We start from the raw sequence: 15052 nt of genomic DNA, 5'->3' as shown, positions 1-15052 counted from the left end.
GCCCGGCTCGTCCGCCGCGAACCGTCCCACCGCTCGGGACGGACCAGGTCAGGCGATCACCCCGTCCCGGCGCAGCACCGATGTCTGTTCGTCCGTCATCCCCAGGGCTCGCAGCAGCGCATCGGTGTGCTCGCCCAGCGCCGGTACGGCACCCATCCGTGGATCCGCACCGCCCGGCAGCGTGATCGGCGGCAGCAGCGCCCGCAACGGCCCCACCGGTGAACCCACTTCCCGCCACCTGTCTCGGGCCGCCAGCTGCGGATGCGCCGCCACGTCGGCCACCGTGTTCAGCCGGGCGCAGGCGATACCCGCCGCCTCCAGACCGGCCAGCGCCTCCTCGCCCGTCAGGTGTGCCAGCGCCCGGCCCACCGCTTCGTCGGTCCGCTCCCGGTTCGCGGTCCGTGCGGCGTTCGTCGCGAAATCCGGGTCCTCGGCCAGCTCGGGCCGCCCCAGCACCTGTTCCGCCAGCCGCCGCCACTCCCGGTCGTTCTGCACGGAGAGCAGCACCTGCTCGCCGTCGGCCGTGGCGAAGGCGTCGTACGGGGCGATCACCGAGTGCGCGAGACCGGTGCGCGGCGGGGGCGCGGCCCCGTGCATCCCCTGGTGCAGCGGATGGCCCATCCACTCGGCGAGCGCGTCCAGCATGGAGACCTCCACCGGGCCGCCCCGCCCCGTGGCCGCCCGCCGCAGCAGCGCCGCGAGCACCCCGGAGAACGCGTACATGGCCGCCGCGATGTCGGCCGCCGGAATGCCCGCCTTCACCGGCTGCTCCGCCGTTCCCGTCACCGAGACGAGCCCGGCCTCGCACTGCACGAGCATGTCGTAGGCCCGCTTGTGGGCGTACGGCCCCTCCGCCCCGTACCCGGAGATGTCGACGGCCACGAGCCGCGGGTGCGCGGCGCAGAGCGAGGCGGCGTCGAGCCCGAGCCGGGCCGCCGCCCCCTGCGCCAGATTCTGGACGAACACATCCGCCCCGGCGACGAGTTCACGGACGACCGCGAGGCCGCGCGGGTCCTTCAGGTCGACGGCGAGGGACTCCTTGCCGCGGTTGCACCAGACGAAGTGCGAGGCGAGACCGCGCGCCGCCGTGTCGTAGCCGCGCGCGAAGTCGCCGCCGTCCGGGCGCTCCACCTTGATGACCCGGGCTCCGAGGTCGGCGAGCTGCCGGGTGGCGAAGGGGGCGGCGACCGCCTGTTCGACGGCCACCACGGTGATGCCGTCGAGGGGGAGTGGCAAGGAGTTCATGACCCCGTGCATACCCGCTGACCGGCGCTTTCGCCACCCTCCGGCCCGCCCGGCCCGCCGCTCACGGCAATGCGAGCCCGCCGCCCCACGGCAGTGCGAGCTGTCTTCCGCCCGCCGCTCACGACAGCGGGGACCGCCCCCGGACGCCGCTACAGCAGCGCGAACTGCCCTTCCGGGCCTTCCTCCTGGTGGCCGAGGACGGATGCCGGACGCCGCGCCGAGGCCGGGACCGGCAGCACCCCGGCCGCCCGCAGCTCGGCCGGACCGATCAGCGGCCCCGTCTCCAGGGCTGCCCGCAGCTCTTGGCGGGCGGCCGCCGTGCCGTCCAGCAGGGCGAGTACGGTGATGAGTTCGAGCAGCTCCGAGGTCCATTCCCGGGGCCAGTCGCGCGCCCCGACCGCGTCCAGGCCGTCCGCGGCCGCACCGTCCGGGCCCCGGCCCGCCGCGGCCGCCGCCCGGCGGCCGAACCAGAGCTCCAGCACCCGCACCCCGCCCACCGTGAACTCCCAGGCCCCCGCGGGCACCGGCGAGATCCGCCCGTCGCCGGCGATCAGCGCCTCCGCCCCGGCGTCGTAGGACAGCTCGGCGGGGCGCGCGGGGAGCGCCGCCCGCACATAGGGCCTGCGCCCGCCCGGCAGCCGGGGCCGCTCCCCGCCCCGGGCCCCGCGCGACTGGAGCCGCAGCAGCTCCCGGCCGAGTGCCACCCCCCGCGACCACACCGCCCCGTCGGCCGGCAACGGGACCAGGGGGCCGGTGGCGGAGGGCCGGGCGGCGGCCAGGATCCAGGCCAGCACCGCTTCCGGCGTGAACGCGTCCGGCTCGGCGACCCCGCCGCTGCCGCCGAGCCGGCCCCGCAGCAGGTCCAGGAGGCCCGGCGCGAGGTTGGGTTCGGTGCCCCCGGGCCTGCGGTGGAGCGGCCGGATCCGGCCGGGCCGCCCGGCGGGGGAGTGCCCGTCGGGCAGCAGCGCGGTCACGGACAGGGCGGGCCCGGTGTCCTCGGGGGCGGAGCCGTGTTCGACCGCGAAGAGCTGCTGCCCGTCTGCGACCCGCCACAGCTCCGGTCGGGCCGCGTCGATCAGCCGGTGGTCGGGGAGCAGCCACTGTTCGTCGTAGGGGCCGTGCAGGATCCGTACGGGGCCGGGGCACGGGCCCGGGTCCCGGGCGAAGCGGGCCGTACCGGTCGACTGGCCGGGCAGGGCCGCGACCGAGGTGTGCGGCGTACGGGAACGCGTGGGCGCGAACAGCCGCTCCCGCTCGGTGGCTTCGGCACCGGCCAGCCGCTCCCAGCGGGCCCTGAGGGCCACGGGGTCGGGGCCGCTCACCCAGGCGCGGCCGGTGCGGAGCGGGCGTACGGACCACGGCATCAGCTCGTCCAGGGGGACGAACGCGTCGAGCGGCGAGGACTCCGTGTCCCCGCCGGAGCCGGCCGTCGCCGTCCTGCGCGCTGCCACCGAGCCGTCCCTCCCCTGTCCGCCGTGACCCTTCGCATCGTAACGGCGGGCGGAGTCCGCGTGGGGCGGGGTCAGTGGGCCTCCACCGTCACGGAGAAGGAGAACCGGTCGCCCCGGTAGCGGATCCGGGCCACGTCCACCACGCGCCCCTCCTCGTCGTAGGTCACGCCCGTGTAGTGCAGGATCGGGCTGAGCAGCGGGACCTGGAGCAGCTCGGCGGTGACGGGGTCGGCGAGGCGGGCCTCCACCGTGTCGGTGATCCGGGAGATCCTGACCCCGACGACGTCACGCAGGACCTTGGTCATCGGCCAGCGTTCGAGGTCGGCCACGTCGATGCGGGCGGCGATGTCGGGGCGGACCGCGTTCTCCGCCCAGTTGGTGGGCTCGTCGCTCTCGTTGTCGCGGCGCAGCCGTCGGTAGCGGGTGACCTCGGCGCAGTCGGGGAAGAACTCCGCGAGATCGCCGGGCAGCGGCACCGGGCCGTGGCCGAGCACGGTCGTCGCCTCGCCGGACTGCTGGGCCACGATCGCGTCGACCGAACCCAGCAGCTGGACCGGGGAGACCCGCCGGGCGCGCGGCTCGATGAACGTGCCGCGCCGCCGGTGCCGGCTGATCAGCCCCTCCGTCTCCAGCTCCTTGAGCGCCTGGCGCATCGTGAGGACGCTGACCCCGTAGTGCGCGGCGAGCTGTTCCTCGGTGGGCAGCCGGGCGGAGGCGTCCTGCGGGCGGCCCAGTATGGAGGCCCGCAGGGACTGGGAGACCTGATACCAGAGCGGCAGCTTCCGGTTCAGGACGAGGGAGTCGGGGGCGAAGGCGGGCGGATGGCGCGGCTGGTCCGCCCCGCTGTCCGCCCCGGCCCGCTCATGGCTCTCGGTCATGTCGTCCCCGTCCCGTCCCATTCGGCCCCTTCGGGCCCCCCGCGCCCGTCGGCTACGGCCGGAAGTTGCGGCTCAGACCCTGCCACACGTCGTCGTAGCCGCGCTGCAGATGACCGGCGGAAGCCGCCTGCTCCGTCGCCGTGACCGGCCACCGGGTCTCGAACATGAAGGCCAGGCCGTCGTCGATCTTCTGCGGCTTCAGCTCCGCCGCGCTCGCCCGGTCGAAGGTCTCCCGGTCCGGGCCGTGCGCCGACATCATGTTGTGCAGGGAGCCGCCGCCGGGGACGAAGCCGTCCGCCTTCGCGTCGTACGCCCCGTCGATCAGGCCCATGTACTCGCTCATCACATTGCGGTGGAAGTACGGCGGGCGGAAGGTGTCCTCGCCGACCAGCCAGCGCGGGGCGAAGACGACGAAGTCCACCCCGGCCAGTCCCGGGGTGTCGGACGGCGAGGTCAGCACCGTGAAGATCGACGGGTCGGGGTGGTCGTAGCTGATCGTGCCGATCACGTTGAACCGGCGCAGGTCGTAGACGTACGGGGTGTGGTTGCCGTGCCAGGCGACCACATCCAGCGGCGAGTGGTCGTACGTCGCCGACCAGAGGTTCCCGCAGAACTTGTTGACCACCTCCACCGGGCCCTCGTGGTCCTCGTACGCGGCGACGGGGGCCAGGAAATCCCGGGCGTTCGCCAGGCCGTTGGCGCCGATCGGGCCGAGGTCGGGCAGCGCGAACGGGCGGCCGTAGTTCTCGCAGACGTACCCGCGCGCGGTCTCCTCCAGCAGCTCCACCCGGAAGCGGACCCCGCGCGGGATCAGTGCGATGTGGCCCGGCTCGACGTGCAGCAGGCCCAGCTCGGTGCGGAGCAGCAGTCCGCCGCGCTCCGGGACGATCAGCAGCTCGCCGTCGGAGTCGCTGAACACGCGGTCCGTCATCGAGGAGTCGGCGTGGTAGAGGTGGATCGCCATCCCGGCGCGCTGCGCGGCGTCGCCGTTGCCGCCGAGCGTCCACAGTCCGCTCAGGAAGTCCGTGCCCGGCGCGGGGTCGGGCAGCGGGTTCCAGCGGAGCCGGTTCGGGTCCGGCACGGTCTCGGTGAACGGGGCCGAGCGCAGGGCGCCGTTGTCGATGCGGGTGAACGCCGGGTGGGCGGCCGAGGGGCGGATCCGGTAGAGCCAGGAACGCCGGTTGTCGGCGCGCGGCTCGGTGAACGCGGAGCCGCTCAGCTGCTCGGCGTACAGCCCGAGAGGGGCGCGCTGGGGGGAGTTGCGGCCGTGCGGGAGCGCTCCCGGCACCGCCTCCGAGCTGTGCTCGTTGCCGAAGCCGGAGGAATAGGTCAGCCCCTCGGCCGTCTTCCTCGCCTGGTCGATCGCGCTCATCCCGCACTCCTGGTGCCCAAGAAAGCCCTCGGATCCGCCGGGCGACGAATCCTATGCACCACCGTAGGAATAGGAGCGGGGCGCGTCAACGGCACACATCGGGCCATTCGGTGCGTGTGCGTGTGCGTGTGCGTGTGTGTGTATGTGTATGTGGGCGTGGGCGTGGGCGTGTGCGCTTGCCTGTGCCTGTGCCTGTGCCTGTGCCTGTGCCTGTGCCTGTGCCTGTGCCTGTGGCTGTGGCGCCGCCCCCCGCTGCCTCTGGCGTCCGGCCCCTGCCCGGGGCACGGCATCATGGGCCCGTGCCTTCTCAGCCCCGTGTCACCCCGAACCTCCGCCGCGCCCCCGTGCAGCAGCGCAGCGCCGACCGGCTGGCCCGGATACTCGACTCCTGCGCCGGCCTCCTGGACGAGGCCGGTTACGAGCAGCTCACCACCCGGGCCGTCGCCGAGCGTGCCGAGGTGCCGATCGGCTCCGTCTACCGGTTCTTCTCCAACAAGCGCGCGCTCGTCGACGCCCTCGCGCTGCGCAATCTGGACGCCTACGCCGATCGCATCGCCGCCCGGCTCGCCGACCTCCCCGCCACCGACTGGCGCGCCGCCATCGACGCGGTGCTCGACGAGTACCTGGCGATGAAGCGGAGCGTCCCCGGCTTCGCGCTCGTCGACTTCGGGCCGCCGTTCCCCGCCGAGGGCGCGTCGGACGACGCCAACCGGCGGCTGGCGGACCGGCTCGCCGTCCTGCTCGCCGGACACCTCGGCCGCCGGCCCGACGAGGGGCTCTCCCGGGCGATCCTGGTGAGCGTCGAAGCCGCCGACGCGCTGCTGCAACTCGCCTTCCGTACGGATCCCTCGGGGGACGCGGCCATCATCACCGAGACCCGGACCCTGGTCAGGTCCTATCTCGCACAGACGCTGGACTGAGTCGTACGCCTGGGTCTCGCGCAGACGCTGGACTGAGCCGTACGCGCCGGGCCCCTTCCGCGGGCCCCGCCCGCCTCCGGCGCGGCCCCCGCCCGTCGTCTTCTCCGTGCGACCCCTCCCCACCATGCGTACCGGTCGGTATGCTCGCCCGTACCGGGCCCCGGGGCTCCTGCGTCCCCGCCCGGCCCATGTCCGCGTGCCGTCGCCGCAGCCGCCCCGGGGAGGGCCCATGTCCCACGACTCCCGCACCGCACCGCGTATCTGCCCCCTCTGCGAGGCCACCTGCGGCCTCACCCTCACCATCGAGGGGACCACCGTCACCGGTGCGCGCGGCGATCGCGACGACATCTTCAGCCGGGGCTTCATCTGCCCCAAGGGGGCCTCCTTCGGAGGGCTCGACGCGGACCCCGACCGGCTGCGCGTCCCCCTCGTGCGCGGCGAGGACGGGGAGCTGCGCGAGGCGACCTGGGGCGAGGCGTTCGACCTGATCGCCGCGCGGATACCGGACCTGGTGAAAGCGCACGGCCCGCAAGCTGTCGGCGTGGTCCTCGGCAACCCCAACGTGCACACGATGGCGGGCTTCCTCTATCCGCCGCTGCTGCTCGGGGCCCTGCGCACCCGCAACGTGTTCACCGCGAGCACCCTGGACCAGATGCCCAAGCACGTCTCCAGCGGCCTGCTCTTCGGTGACGCGCACGCCATTCCCGTACCGGATCTCGACCGCACCGGACATCTCCTCCTGATCGGCGCCAACCCGCTGGAGTCCAACGGCAGCCTCTGCACCGCCCCCGACTTCCCCGGCCGGCTCAAGGCCCTGCGCCGACGTGGCGGCACCCTCACCGTCGTCGACCCGCGCCGTACCCGCACCGCCCGCCTCGCCGACCGGCACGTCGCGATCCGGCCCGGCGCGGACGCGCTGCTCCTGGCGGCCGTCGCGCACACCCTCATCGACGAGAAGCTCGCCGACCCCGGGCCGCTGGCCGAGCACCTGGACGGCCTCGACGAACTCGCCGACGCCTTGGCGGACTTCACCCCGGACGCGGTGGCCGCCGCCTGTGACGTGGACGCGGACACCATCACCGCCATCGCCCGCGAACTCGCCGCCGCCCCCACCGCCGCCGTCTACGGGCGCATCGGCAGCTGCACCGTCGAGCACGGCACCCTGGCCAGCTGGCTGGTGGACGTCCTCAACATCCTCACCGGCAACCTCGACCGGCCCGGCGGCGCGCTCTTCCCGCTCTCCGCCACGGCTCGCGCACCTCGCGCCGCCACCCCGGGGACACGGAATGGCACCCCCGTGACACGTAACGCCGCCCCCGGCAAGGGCAGCGCCGCCCCCGGCAAGGGCTTCGCGCTGGGCCGCTGGTCGAGCCGGGTCTCCGGGCACCCCGAGGCCAAGGGTGAACTGCCCATCGCCGCCCTCGCCGAGGAAATCGACACCCCGGGCGAGGGTCGTATCCGCGCGCTGGTGGTCATCGCGGCCAATCCCGTGCTCTCCGCGCCCGACGGCGACCGGCTCGACGCGGCTCTCGCCGACGGGCTCGACTTCATGGTCAGCGTCGACCCGTACCTCAACGAGACCTCCCGCCGCGCCGACGTCGTCCTGCCCCCGCCGCCTCCCTCGCAGAGCGCCCACTTCGACTTCGCGCTCAACACCTTCGCCGTCCACAACCAGGTCCGCTACACCCGCGCCGCCGTCCCCCTGGAGGACGGGCGGATGGACGAGAGCGAGATCCACGCCCGGCTGATCCTCGCGGTGAGCGGCATGCACGGCGCGCCGCCCTCCGCGGTCGACGACCTGGCCGTCGACACCGCCCTCACCCGGGCCGGGGCCCCGAAGGAGCTGGCCGCCGAACTCACCGGGGAGAGCGGCCCCGAGCGGCGACTGGACCTGCTGCTGCGCCTCGGCCCGTACGGCCTGACGCTCCAGCAGCTCCTCGCCCACCCGCACGGCATCGACCTCGGCCCGCTGCAACCCCGCCTTCCGGAAGTCCTGCGCACCCGCTCCGGCCGCGTCGAACTGTTCCCGGAGCCGATCGCCGCCGATCTGCCGCGGCTGCGCCGGACGCTGGGCGACCGGCCCGCCCCGCTCGTCCTCGTCGGCCGCCGCCATCTGCGCTCCAACAACAGCTGGATGCACAACGTCGGCTCGCTCACCGGCGGGTCCAACGTCTGCACGCTCCAGATCCACCCCGACGACGCGGCCCGCCTCGGACTGGCAGACGGGGACACCGCCCGGATCGAGTCGTCGGGCGGAGGCATCGAGGCCCCCGCCGAGATCACCGACACCGTGCGCTGCGGAGTGGTGAGCCTCCCGCACGGCTGGGGCCACAGCCGCCCCGGCACCCGTATGGCCGTCGCCGCCGCCCACCCCGGGGCGAACGTCAACCAACTGCTCGACGGCACGCTCCTGGATCCGCTGTCCGGCACGGCGGTCCTGAACGCCATCCCCGTCTCCGTCACCCCAGCTCACTAGCGCTACCCCGTTGACCTGGGGTTTTGCTCGTATTGCTCACGCGTCAACGTCTTGTTAACCCTTCGAGGAGGCCCCTAACGTCATCCGGACCGACCGCCGAGACCGGTGGGAGTTCAAGGATGAACGTTAGGTATCCCCCATGCTGACAATCCTCGGCTTCGCCATGATCGCGACCTTCCTGGTCCTGATCATGACGAAGAAGATGTCGCCGATCGCGGCGCTGGTACTGATCCCCGCACTCTTCTGTGTCGCCGTCGGAGACGGAGCCCGACTCGGCGACTACGTGATCGAAGGCGTCGGCAACCTCGCCCCCACCGCCGCCATGCTGATGTTCGCCATCGTCTACTTCGGCGTGATGATCGACGTCGGCCTGTTCGACCCGATCGTCCGGGGCATCCTGAAGTTCTGCCAGGCCGACCCGATGCGCGTCGTGGTCGGTACGGCGGTGCTCGCGGCGATCGTCTCGCTGGACGGCGACGGTTCCACCACCTTCATGATCACCGTTTCGGCGATGTATCCCCTCTACAAACGCCTGAAGATGAGCCTGGTCGTGATGACCGGCGTCGCGGCCACCGCCAACGGCGTCATGAACACCCTGCCGTGGGGCGGCCCGACCGCCCGCGCCGCCACCGCCCTCAAGCTGGACGCCTCCGAGATCTTCGTGCCGATGATCCCGGCGCTGGCCATGGGGCTGCTCGCCGTGTTCGTGCTGGCGTACGTGCTCGGCATCCGGGAGCGCAAGCGCCTCGGCACGCTCACCCTCGACGAGGCGCTGGCCCGGGAGCCGGAGCCGGAGACCGTGACCGCCGGCGTCGGCGGCGCCGGAGCCACCGGTGGCGAGGACCGTCTCCGCAAGGGCGCCGCGGCCTCGGCAGGCGGTACGGGCACGGGTACGGACCCGGGGGCGGACGCCGGAGCCGATGCCGCCGACGGCGCCGATGCCGCCGACGGCGCCGGCGACGGCGACGGCGAGGAAGAGTTCCAGGGCCTCGATCCGAACCGGTCCACGCTCCGCCCGAAGCTCTACTGGTTCAACGCCGGTCTCACCGCCGCCCTCCTGACGGCGATGATCATGGAACTGATGCCGATCCCGGTGCTCTTCCTGCTCGGCGCGGCCCTCGCGCTCACCGTCAACTTCCCCCACATGCCCGACCAGCGGGCCCGGATCGCCGCGCACGCCGACAACGTCCTCAACGTCTCCGGCATGGTCTTCGCCGCCGCCGTCTTCACCGGAGTCCTCACCGGCACCGGCATGGTCGAGCACATGGCCGACTGGGTCGTCGGCGCGGTCCCCGAGGCGATGGGCCCGCACATGGCCATCGTCACCGGCCTGCTCAGCCTGCCGCTCACCTACTTCATGTCCAACGACGGCTTCTACTTCGGCGTCCTGCCCGTCCTCGCCGAGGCGGGCGCGGCCCACGGCGTCTCGCCGCTGGAGATCGCCCGCGCCTCCCTGGCCGGTCAGGCCCTGCACATGTCCTCGCCGCTGGTGCCCGCCGTCTACGTCCTGGTCGGCATGGCGAAGGTCGAGTTCGGCGACCACACCCGCTTCACCGTCAAGTGGGCCGTCCTCACCTCGCTCGTGGTGCTCGCGGCGGGCATCCTCTTCGGCATCATGTGATGACCGTCCGACCGCGAACCGGGCCCGGCCGGGGCTGGCTGCTGCGCCTCGTCATCGCCTTCGCCTTCGCGCAGGGGGCGGTGTCGATGGCGCGGCCCGCCGTCTCCTACCGGGCCCTCGCGCTGGGCGCGGAAGAGGCGGCCGTCGGCGTCATCGCCGGGGTCTACGCCCTGCTTCCGCTGTTCGTCGCCGTGCCGCTCGGCCGCCGCACCGACCACGGCCGCTGCGCGCCCCTGCTGCCGCTCGGCGTCCTCCTGATCTCCGGCGGCTGCGCGCTCAGCGGGGTCGTCTCCTCGCTGCCCGCGATGGCCGCCTGGAGCGGGGTGATGGGACTGGGCCACCTGTGCTTCGTGATCGGCGCGCAGTCGATCGTGGCCCGGCAGTCCGCGCCCGACGAACAGGACCGCAACTTCGGGCACTTCACCATCGGCGCCTCGCTCGGCCAGCTCATCGGCCCGATCGCGGCCGGTGCGCTGATCTCGGCCGACAGCGGTGCGCTGGGCCGTACGAGCGCCCTCGCGCTCCTCGTGTCGGCGGGGGTCTGCGCGGTCGCCCTCACCTCGCTCTGGCGCATCGAGCACCGCCGGGCCACCGGCTCCGGCCCGGCCCCCGGCCACAAGGTCCCGGTCCGGGCGATCCTGGGCGCGCGCGGCGTCCCGGCGGGCATCTTCATCAGCATGGCGGTGCTGTCCGCCACCGACATCCTCACCGCCTACCTGCCGGTCGTCGGCGAACACCGCTCCATCGCACCGGCCACCGTCGGACTGCTGCTCAGCCTGCGGGCCGCCGCCACGATCGCCTGCAGGCTGGTGATGACACCGCTGCTGCGGCTGCTGGGCCGCCGCGCACTGCTGACCACCAGCTGTCTGCTCGCCGGGCTCCTCTGCGCGGGCGTCGCCCTGCCCGTGTCCGTCCCGGTCCTCGCGGTCATGCTGGCGGTCCTCGGCTTCTGCCTCGGCGTCGGCCAGCCGCTGTCCATGACCACCGTGGTCCGGGCGGCCCCCGCCCAGGCCCGGTCCACCGCGCTCGCCCTGCGGCTGACCGGCAACCGGCTCGGCCAGGTCGCCGCCCCCGCCGCGGCCGGCCTGATCGCGGGCGCGGTGGGGGTGGCGGCCCCGTTCGCGCTGCTCGGCGTGCTGTTGCTCGGCGCCGCCGGACTCGGACTGCGCGGCGAGGCCCGTACGAAGCCGGCCCGGGCCGCCGCGGACCCGGCGCCCGCCCCCGTACCGCCAAACCCGGGACCCGTACCGCCGGACCCGGCCCCCGTACCGCCGGCCGTCCGGGACACGACCGAATCCTCCGGCTGACCGACCCCGTACGCCTCAACCTTCGCGCGAGTCATTCCCACACCCCGCCCGGTGGGCTAGCTTCCACACAGCCGCTCCCCACCGCGATGCCACCACTTCCCTCCGGGCGGACCTTCATGACGCGCGCGATCTCCCTGCACCAAGTCAGCAAGAGCTACGGCCGGGACCGGCGGGCCGTCGACCGTTTCACGCTCTCCATCGATCCGGGCGAGTTCGTCGTCCTGCTCGGCCCCTCCGGCTGCGGCAAGTCCACCGTGCTGCGCATGATCGCGGGCCTGGAGGAGATCACCGAGGGCGAACTGCTCCTCGACGGGGAGTACGCCAACCACGCCCCGCCACGCGAACGCGGCATGGCGATGGTGTTCCAGAACTTCGCGCTCTACCCGAGCATGACCAACCGGGCCAACATCGGTTTCCCCCTGAAGCTGGAGAACCCCCGCGAGGACACCACCGCGCGGGTCGAGGCCACCGCCCGGATGCTCGGGATCGAGCACGTCCTCGACCGCTACCCGGCCCAGCTCTCCGGCGGCGAACGCCAGCGGGTCGCGATGGGCCGGGCCATCTCCCGCCGCCCCTCCGTGTTCCTGATGGACGAACCGCTCTCCAACCTCGACGCGAAGCTGCGCAGCCATCTGCGCGCCGAGATCGCCCTGCTCACCAGGGAACTGGGGGTCACCACCGTCTATGTGACGCATGATCAGGCCGAGGCCATGTCCCTCGGCGACCGGGTGGCCGTGCTGCGCGGCGGAGTCCTCCAGCAGGTCGGTACGCCGCGCGAGGTCTACGCCCTGCCGGACAACGTGTTCGTGGCCGCCTTCATCGGCACCCCGCGCATCAACCTCCTCCAGGCCGTCGTGCACGCCCCGTTGGAGGGCCGGATGTCGATCGACCTCGGCCGTCAGCGGCTCGCCCTGCCCGAACCCCTCAGCCCCGACCACCAGTTGCTCCGGGTCCAGCAGGGCCGGCGGATCATCGTGGGGCTGCGCTCCGAAGCGGTCCGGATCGCCCCGCCCAGTCAGGCCCGGCCCGGGGAGGTCGCCCTCAGCGGCATCGTCGAGCACGTCGAGTACCAGGGGCACGAGGCGCTGGTCCACCTCAGGACCGGTTCGCGGCCCGCCGTCGTGCCGGACCTCGAATCCGCCCGGCCCCGGGCGATGCCGCGCCGTCGCCGGGCCGCGGCGGGCGGTGGAGGCGGGGTCGGCGTCCTGGAACGGCTCAGAGGGCGGGCGGCCGGCCGCATCAGCGGCCCGGTCGTCACCCTCGACGAACCGGCCGAGGACCCCACCGGGATCCAGGGCCCCGACCGCCCCGCCACCCCCTCCGGCGACCTGGTCGTGCGCACCGGCCCCGACATGCGGCTGCGGACCGGGGGACAGGTGCCGCTGCTGGTGGACCTGGCCCATCTGTACGTCTTCGACCACTACGGCCGCCGCATCTGCCCGCTGCCCCACGACGTTCCCGGGCTGGAAGACACTCCTTAGGGGGTTGCTCGGTCCTGTTCAGCGGCCGGTCGAGCCGTCGATCAGCTCGCGGAGGATGTCCGCGTGACCCGCGTGGCGGCCGGTCTCCTCGATCATGTGCGTGAGCGCCCAACGGGCACTGGGAGCAGGGCCGTTCGTTCGCGCGTGCGGCACCGGTGAGCCGAGGTCGGCGCAGGTGTCGAGTACGTCGTTCGCCTCCGCGACCGCCTTCCGGTAGCGGGCGACGACCTCGGCCACACCGTCCTCGGGAGCGGCACGGAAGGTCCCCGGCCAGTCGGCGACCGACTCCCCGAGGAAGGTGGACCGCTCGACGAAGGTCAGATGGTGGAGCAGGCCGAGCAGATTCGTGCCCGAGGGCACCCCGGCGGTGCGGACCTCCGGCTCCGGGGCGCCCTCGACCTTCGCGGCGATCGAGGCGCGTACGTAGTCGAGGAAGCCGCGCAGCACCTCGATCTCGCTGCCTCCGGTCCGTGGCGGCGGGGTGTCCCGGCGGCGGGAACGTCGGCGGGGGCGGGGCGCGGCGGTCATGGTGTCTCCTCAGTGGCCGGTCAGCCGGTCAGCCGGTCAGCCGGTTGGTCGGGCGCTCGGGCGGTCAGCCGGTTGGTCGGGCGGGCGGTCGGTCGGGCGGTCCGGATGTGCGGGCTCGCCCCAGTCTTGTCCCGGCGGCCGTCGCCAGGGCAAGGCTTCATGCCGTTCCGGCAACCCGGCCGGGCGGGTTCGCGCGCGCAGGGTGGTGCGCGCCCGGCGTGACCGGCGTCTCGGCAGGCTCCCTGGCGCCGGAAAACTAACGGCGCTAGTTTGGGCGGGTGCGACGAGTGCCCCGCGCCCGCCGCACGGCTTCGGCGCTCCGCACAGCACGTCCGGGAGGAAACAGCCATGAAGGCCCATGACCAGATGTACATCGACGGTGCGTGGCGGCCCGCCGTCGGCCGGGACACGATCGCGGTCGTGAACCCGGCGGACGAGCAGGTCATCGCCCACGTACCGGCAGGGACGGCGGAGGACGTCGACGCGGCGGTGCGGGCCGCGCGCGCCGCCTTCCCCGCCTGGGCCGCGACGCCGCCCGCCGAGCGGGCCGCCCGGCTCACCGCGCTGGCCGACGCGCTGGCCGCCCGCAAGGACGTGCTGGCGGAGACGATCACGGCGGAGCTGGGCTCACCGCTGCCGCTGTCGCAGATGGTCCACGCGGGCGTGCCCGTGCTGGTGGCCTCCTCGTACGCCGAACTGGCCGCCCGCCACGCCTTCGAGGAGCGGATCGGCAACTCCACCGTGCTGCTGGAACCCGTCGGCGTGGTCGGTGCGATCACCCCCTGGAACTACCCGCTCCACCAGATCGTCGCCAAGGTCGCCCCCGCGCTCGCCGCCGGCTGCACCGTCGTCCTCAAGCCCGCCGAGGACACCCCGCTCACCGCCCAGCTCTTCGCCGAGGCCACCGAGGCCGCCGGTCTGCCGCCGGGGGTCTTCAACCTCGTCACCGGCCTCGGCCCGGTCGCGGGCCAGGCGCTCGCCGCCCACGAGGACGTCGACCTGGTCTCGTTCACCGGCTCCACCGCCGTCGGCAAGCGGATCGGCGCCACCGCCGGGGCCGCGGTCAAGCGCGTGGCCCTGGAGCTGGGCGGCAAGTCCGCCAACGTGATCCTGCCCGGCGCGGACCTCGCCAAGGCGGTCAACGTCGGCATCGCCAACGTGATGACCAACTCCGGTCAGACGTGCAGCGCCTGGACCCGGATGCTGGTGGACGCCGAACGGTACGACGAGGCCGTGGAACTGGCCGCGAACGCCGTCACCAAGTACGTGGCCGGGGAGCGGGTCGGTCCGCTCGTCAACGCCAAACAGCAGGCCCGGGTACGCGGTTACATCGAGAAGGGCGTCGAGGAGGGGGCCCGGCTGATCGCGGGCGGCCCGGACGCGCCCCTGGAGACCGGCTACTACGTCAGCCCGACCGTCTTCGCCGACGTCACCCCGGACATGACGATCGCCCGGGAGGAGATCTTCGGCCCGGTGGTCTCGATCCTGCGGTACGAGGACGTGGACGACGCCCTCCGGATCGCCAACGACACCGTGTACGGGCTCGCGGGGGCCGTATGGGCGGCCGACGACGAGGAGGCGGTGGCCTTCGCCCGCCGGATGGACACCGGGCAGGTCGACATCAACGGCGGACGCTTCAACCCGCTGGCCCCGTTCGGCGGTTACAAGCAGTCGGGGGTCGGCCGCGAGCTGGGCCCGCACGGTCTGGCGGAGTACCTCCAGACCAAGTCGCTCCAGTTCTGACCTCCGTAGCCCTTTCCCCTTCCCCGTGAG

11 protein-coding genes are annotated in these 15052 nt (G+C 73.5%); 6 read left to right on the top strand and 5 right to left on the bottom strand.

Translation table 11 applies throughout. From position 1 onward, the window contains the following. Positions 1 to 48 precede the first annotated feature (48 nt). From IE145_RS25290 to hmgA, 4 genes are all read right to left on the bottom strand, one after another. Positions 49 to 1245 carry a CaiB/BaiF CoA transferase family protein gene (locus IE145_RS25290; RefSeq protein ID WP_189527758.1) on the bottom strand — a complete coding sequence of 399 codons (1197 nt, stop codon included), beginning with the start codon at positions 1243 to 1245 and terminating at the stop codon, positions 49 to 51. A 149-nt stretch (positions 1246 to 1394) separates the two neighbouring features. After that, a complete protein-coding gene (locus IE145_RS25285; protein ID WP_189527757.1) occupies positions 1395 to 2696 on the bottom strand; it encodes a type ISP restriction/modification enzyme in 1302 nt (433 codons plus the stop codon). A gap of 71 nt (positions 2697 to 2767) precedes the next feature. Then, entirely contained in the window at positions 2768 to 3574 is an 807-nt protein-coding gene (locus IE145_RS25280; protein ID WP_189527756.1) for a GntR family transcriptional regulator, read from the bottom strand. Positions 3575 to 3626: 52 nt separating this feature from the next. Further along, entirely contained in the window at positions 3627 to 4946 is a 1320-nt protein-coding gene (gene hmgA / locus IE145_RS25275) for a homogentisate 1,2-dioxygenase (protein WP_189527755.1), read from the bottom strand. Between the two features lie 299 nt (positions 4947 to 5245). On the opposite strand from hmgA, the gene IE145_RS25270 reads away from it, so the two are divergent. From IE145_RS25270 to IE145_RS25250, 5 genes are all read left to right on the top strand, one after another. Beyond that, on the top strand, positions 5246 to 5866 hold the full coding sequence (locus tag IE145_RS25270; protein ID WP_229825810.1) for a TetR/AcrR family transcriptional regulator: 621 nt from the start codon (positions 5246 to 5248) through the stop codon (positions 5864 to 5866). A gap of 229 nt (positions 5867 to 6095) precedes the next feature. Then, positions 6096 to 8342, top strand: coding sequence for a molybdopterin oxidoreductase family protein (locus IE145_RS25265; protein WP_189527754.1), 2247 nt, complete (start codon positions 6096 to 6098; stop codon positions 8340 to 8342). 139 nt (positions 8343 to 8481) lie between these two features. Then, positions 8482 to 9963: a CitMHS family transporter gene (locus tag IE145_RS25260; RefSeq protein ID WP_189527753.1), complete on the top strand. Its 1482-nt coding sequence runs from the start codon at positions 8482 to 8484 to the stop codon at positions 9961 to 9963. Beyond that, positions 9963 to 11270 carry an MFS transporter gene (locus IE145_RS25255; protein ID WP_189527752.1) on the top strand — a complete coding sequence of 436 codons (1308 nt, stop codon included), beginning with the start codon at positions 9963 to 9965 and terminating at the stop codon, positions 11268 to 11270. The genes IE145_RS25260 and IE145_RS25255 overlap by 1 nt, the downstream gene beginning before the upstream one ends. A 116-nt stretch (positions 11271 to 11386) precedes the next feature. Next, positions 11387 to 12751 (top strand): ABC transporter ATP-binding protein, encoded by a 1365-nt coding sequence (locus IE145_RS25250; RefSeq protein ID WP_189527751.1) that lies wholly within the window; start codon positions 11387 to 11389, stop codon positions 12749 to 12751. An 18-nt stretch (positions 12752 to 12769) separates the two neighbouring features. Here IE145_RS25250 and IE145_RS25245 read toward each other — a convergent pair whose 3' ends face one another. Continuing rightward, positions 12770 to 13279 (bottom strand): DinB family protein, encoded by a 510-nt coding sequence (locus IE145_RS25245; protein ID WP_189527750.1) that lies wholly within the window; start codon positions 13277 to 13279, stop codon positions 12770 to 12772. Positions 13280 to 13627: 348 nt separating this feature from the next. Here IE145_RS25245 and IE145_RS25240 point away from each other — a divergent pair, with 348 nt between their 5' ends. Then, positions 13628 to 15022 (top strand): aldehyde dehydrogenase family protein, encoded by a 1395-nt coding sequence (locus IE145_RS25240; protein ID WP_189527749.1) that lies wholly within the window; start codon positions 13628 to 13630, stop codon positions 15020 to 15022. Positions 15023 to 15052: the final 30 nt, after the last annotated feature.

Origin of the sequence: Streptomyces sindenensis, assembly GCF_014649035.1 — a bacterium.
GTDB classification, from domain to species: Bacteria; Actinomycetota; Actinomycetes; order Streptomycetales; family Streptomycetaceae; genus Streptomyces; species Streptomyces sindenensis.
The sequence above is the reverse complement of the archived record's forward strand: the minus strand, read 5'-3'. Positions and strand labels throughout refer to the sequence as shown.

What these genes read in the sequence shown, in the direction of transcription:
- IE145_RS25290 (WP_189527758.1), bottom strand. Translation starts at nt 1,245, where the DNA reads ATGAACTCCTTGCCACTCCCCCTCGACGGCATCACCGTGGTGGCCGTC.
- IE145_RS25280 (WP_189527756.1), bottom strand. Translation starts at nt 3,574, where the DNA reads ATGACCGAGAGCCATGAGCGGGCCGGGGCGGACAGCGGGGCGGACCAG.
- hmgA (WP_189527755.1), bottom strand. Translation starts at nt 4,946, where the DNA reads ATGAGCGCGATCGACCAGGCGAGGAAGACGGCCGAGGGGCTGACCTAT.
- IE145_RS25265 (WP_189527754.1), top strand. Translation starts at nt 6,096, where the DNA reads ATGTCCCACGACTCCCGCACCGCACCGCGTATCTGCCCCCTCTGCGAG.
- IE145_RS25260 (WP_189527753.1), top strand. Translation starts at nt 8,482, where the DNA reads ATGCTGACAATCCTCGGCTTCGCCATGATCGCGACCTTCCTGGTCCTG.
- IE145_RS25255 (WP_189527752.1), top strand. Translation starts at nt 9,963, where the DNA reads ATGACCGTCCGACCGCGAACCGGGCCCGGCCGGGGCTGGCTGCTGCGC.
- IE145_RS25250 (WP_189527751.1), top strand. Translation starts at nt 11,387, where the DNA reads ATGACGCGCGCGATCTCCCTGCACCAAGTCAGCAAGAGCTACGGCCGG.
- IE145_RS25245 (WP_189527750.1), bottom strand. Translation starts at nt 13,279, where the DNA reads ATGACCGCCGCGCCCCGCCCCCGCCGACGTTCCCGCCGCCGGGACACC.
- IE145_RS25240 (WP_189527749.1), top strand. Translation starts at nt 13,628, where the DNA reads ATGAAGGCCCATGACCAGATGTACATCGACGGTGCGTGGCGGCCCGCC.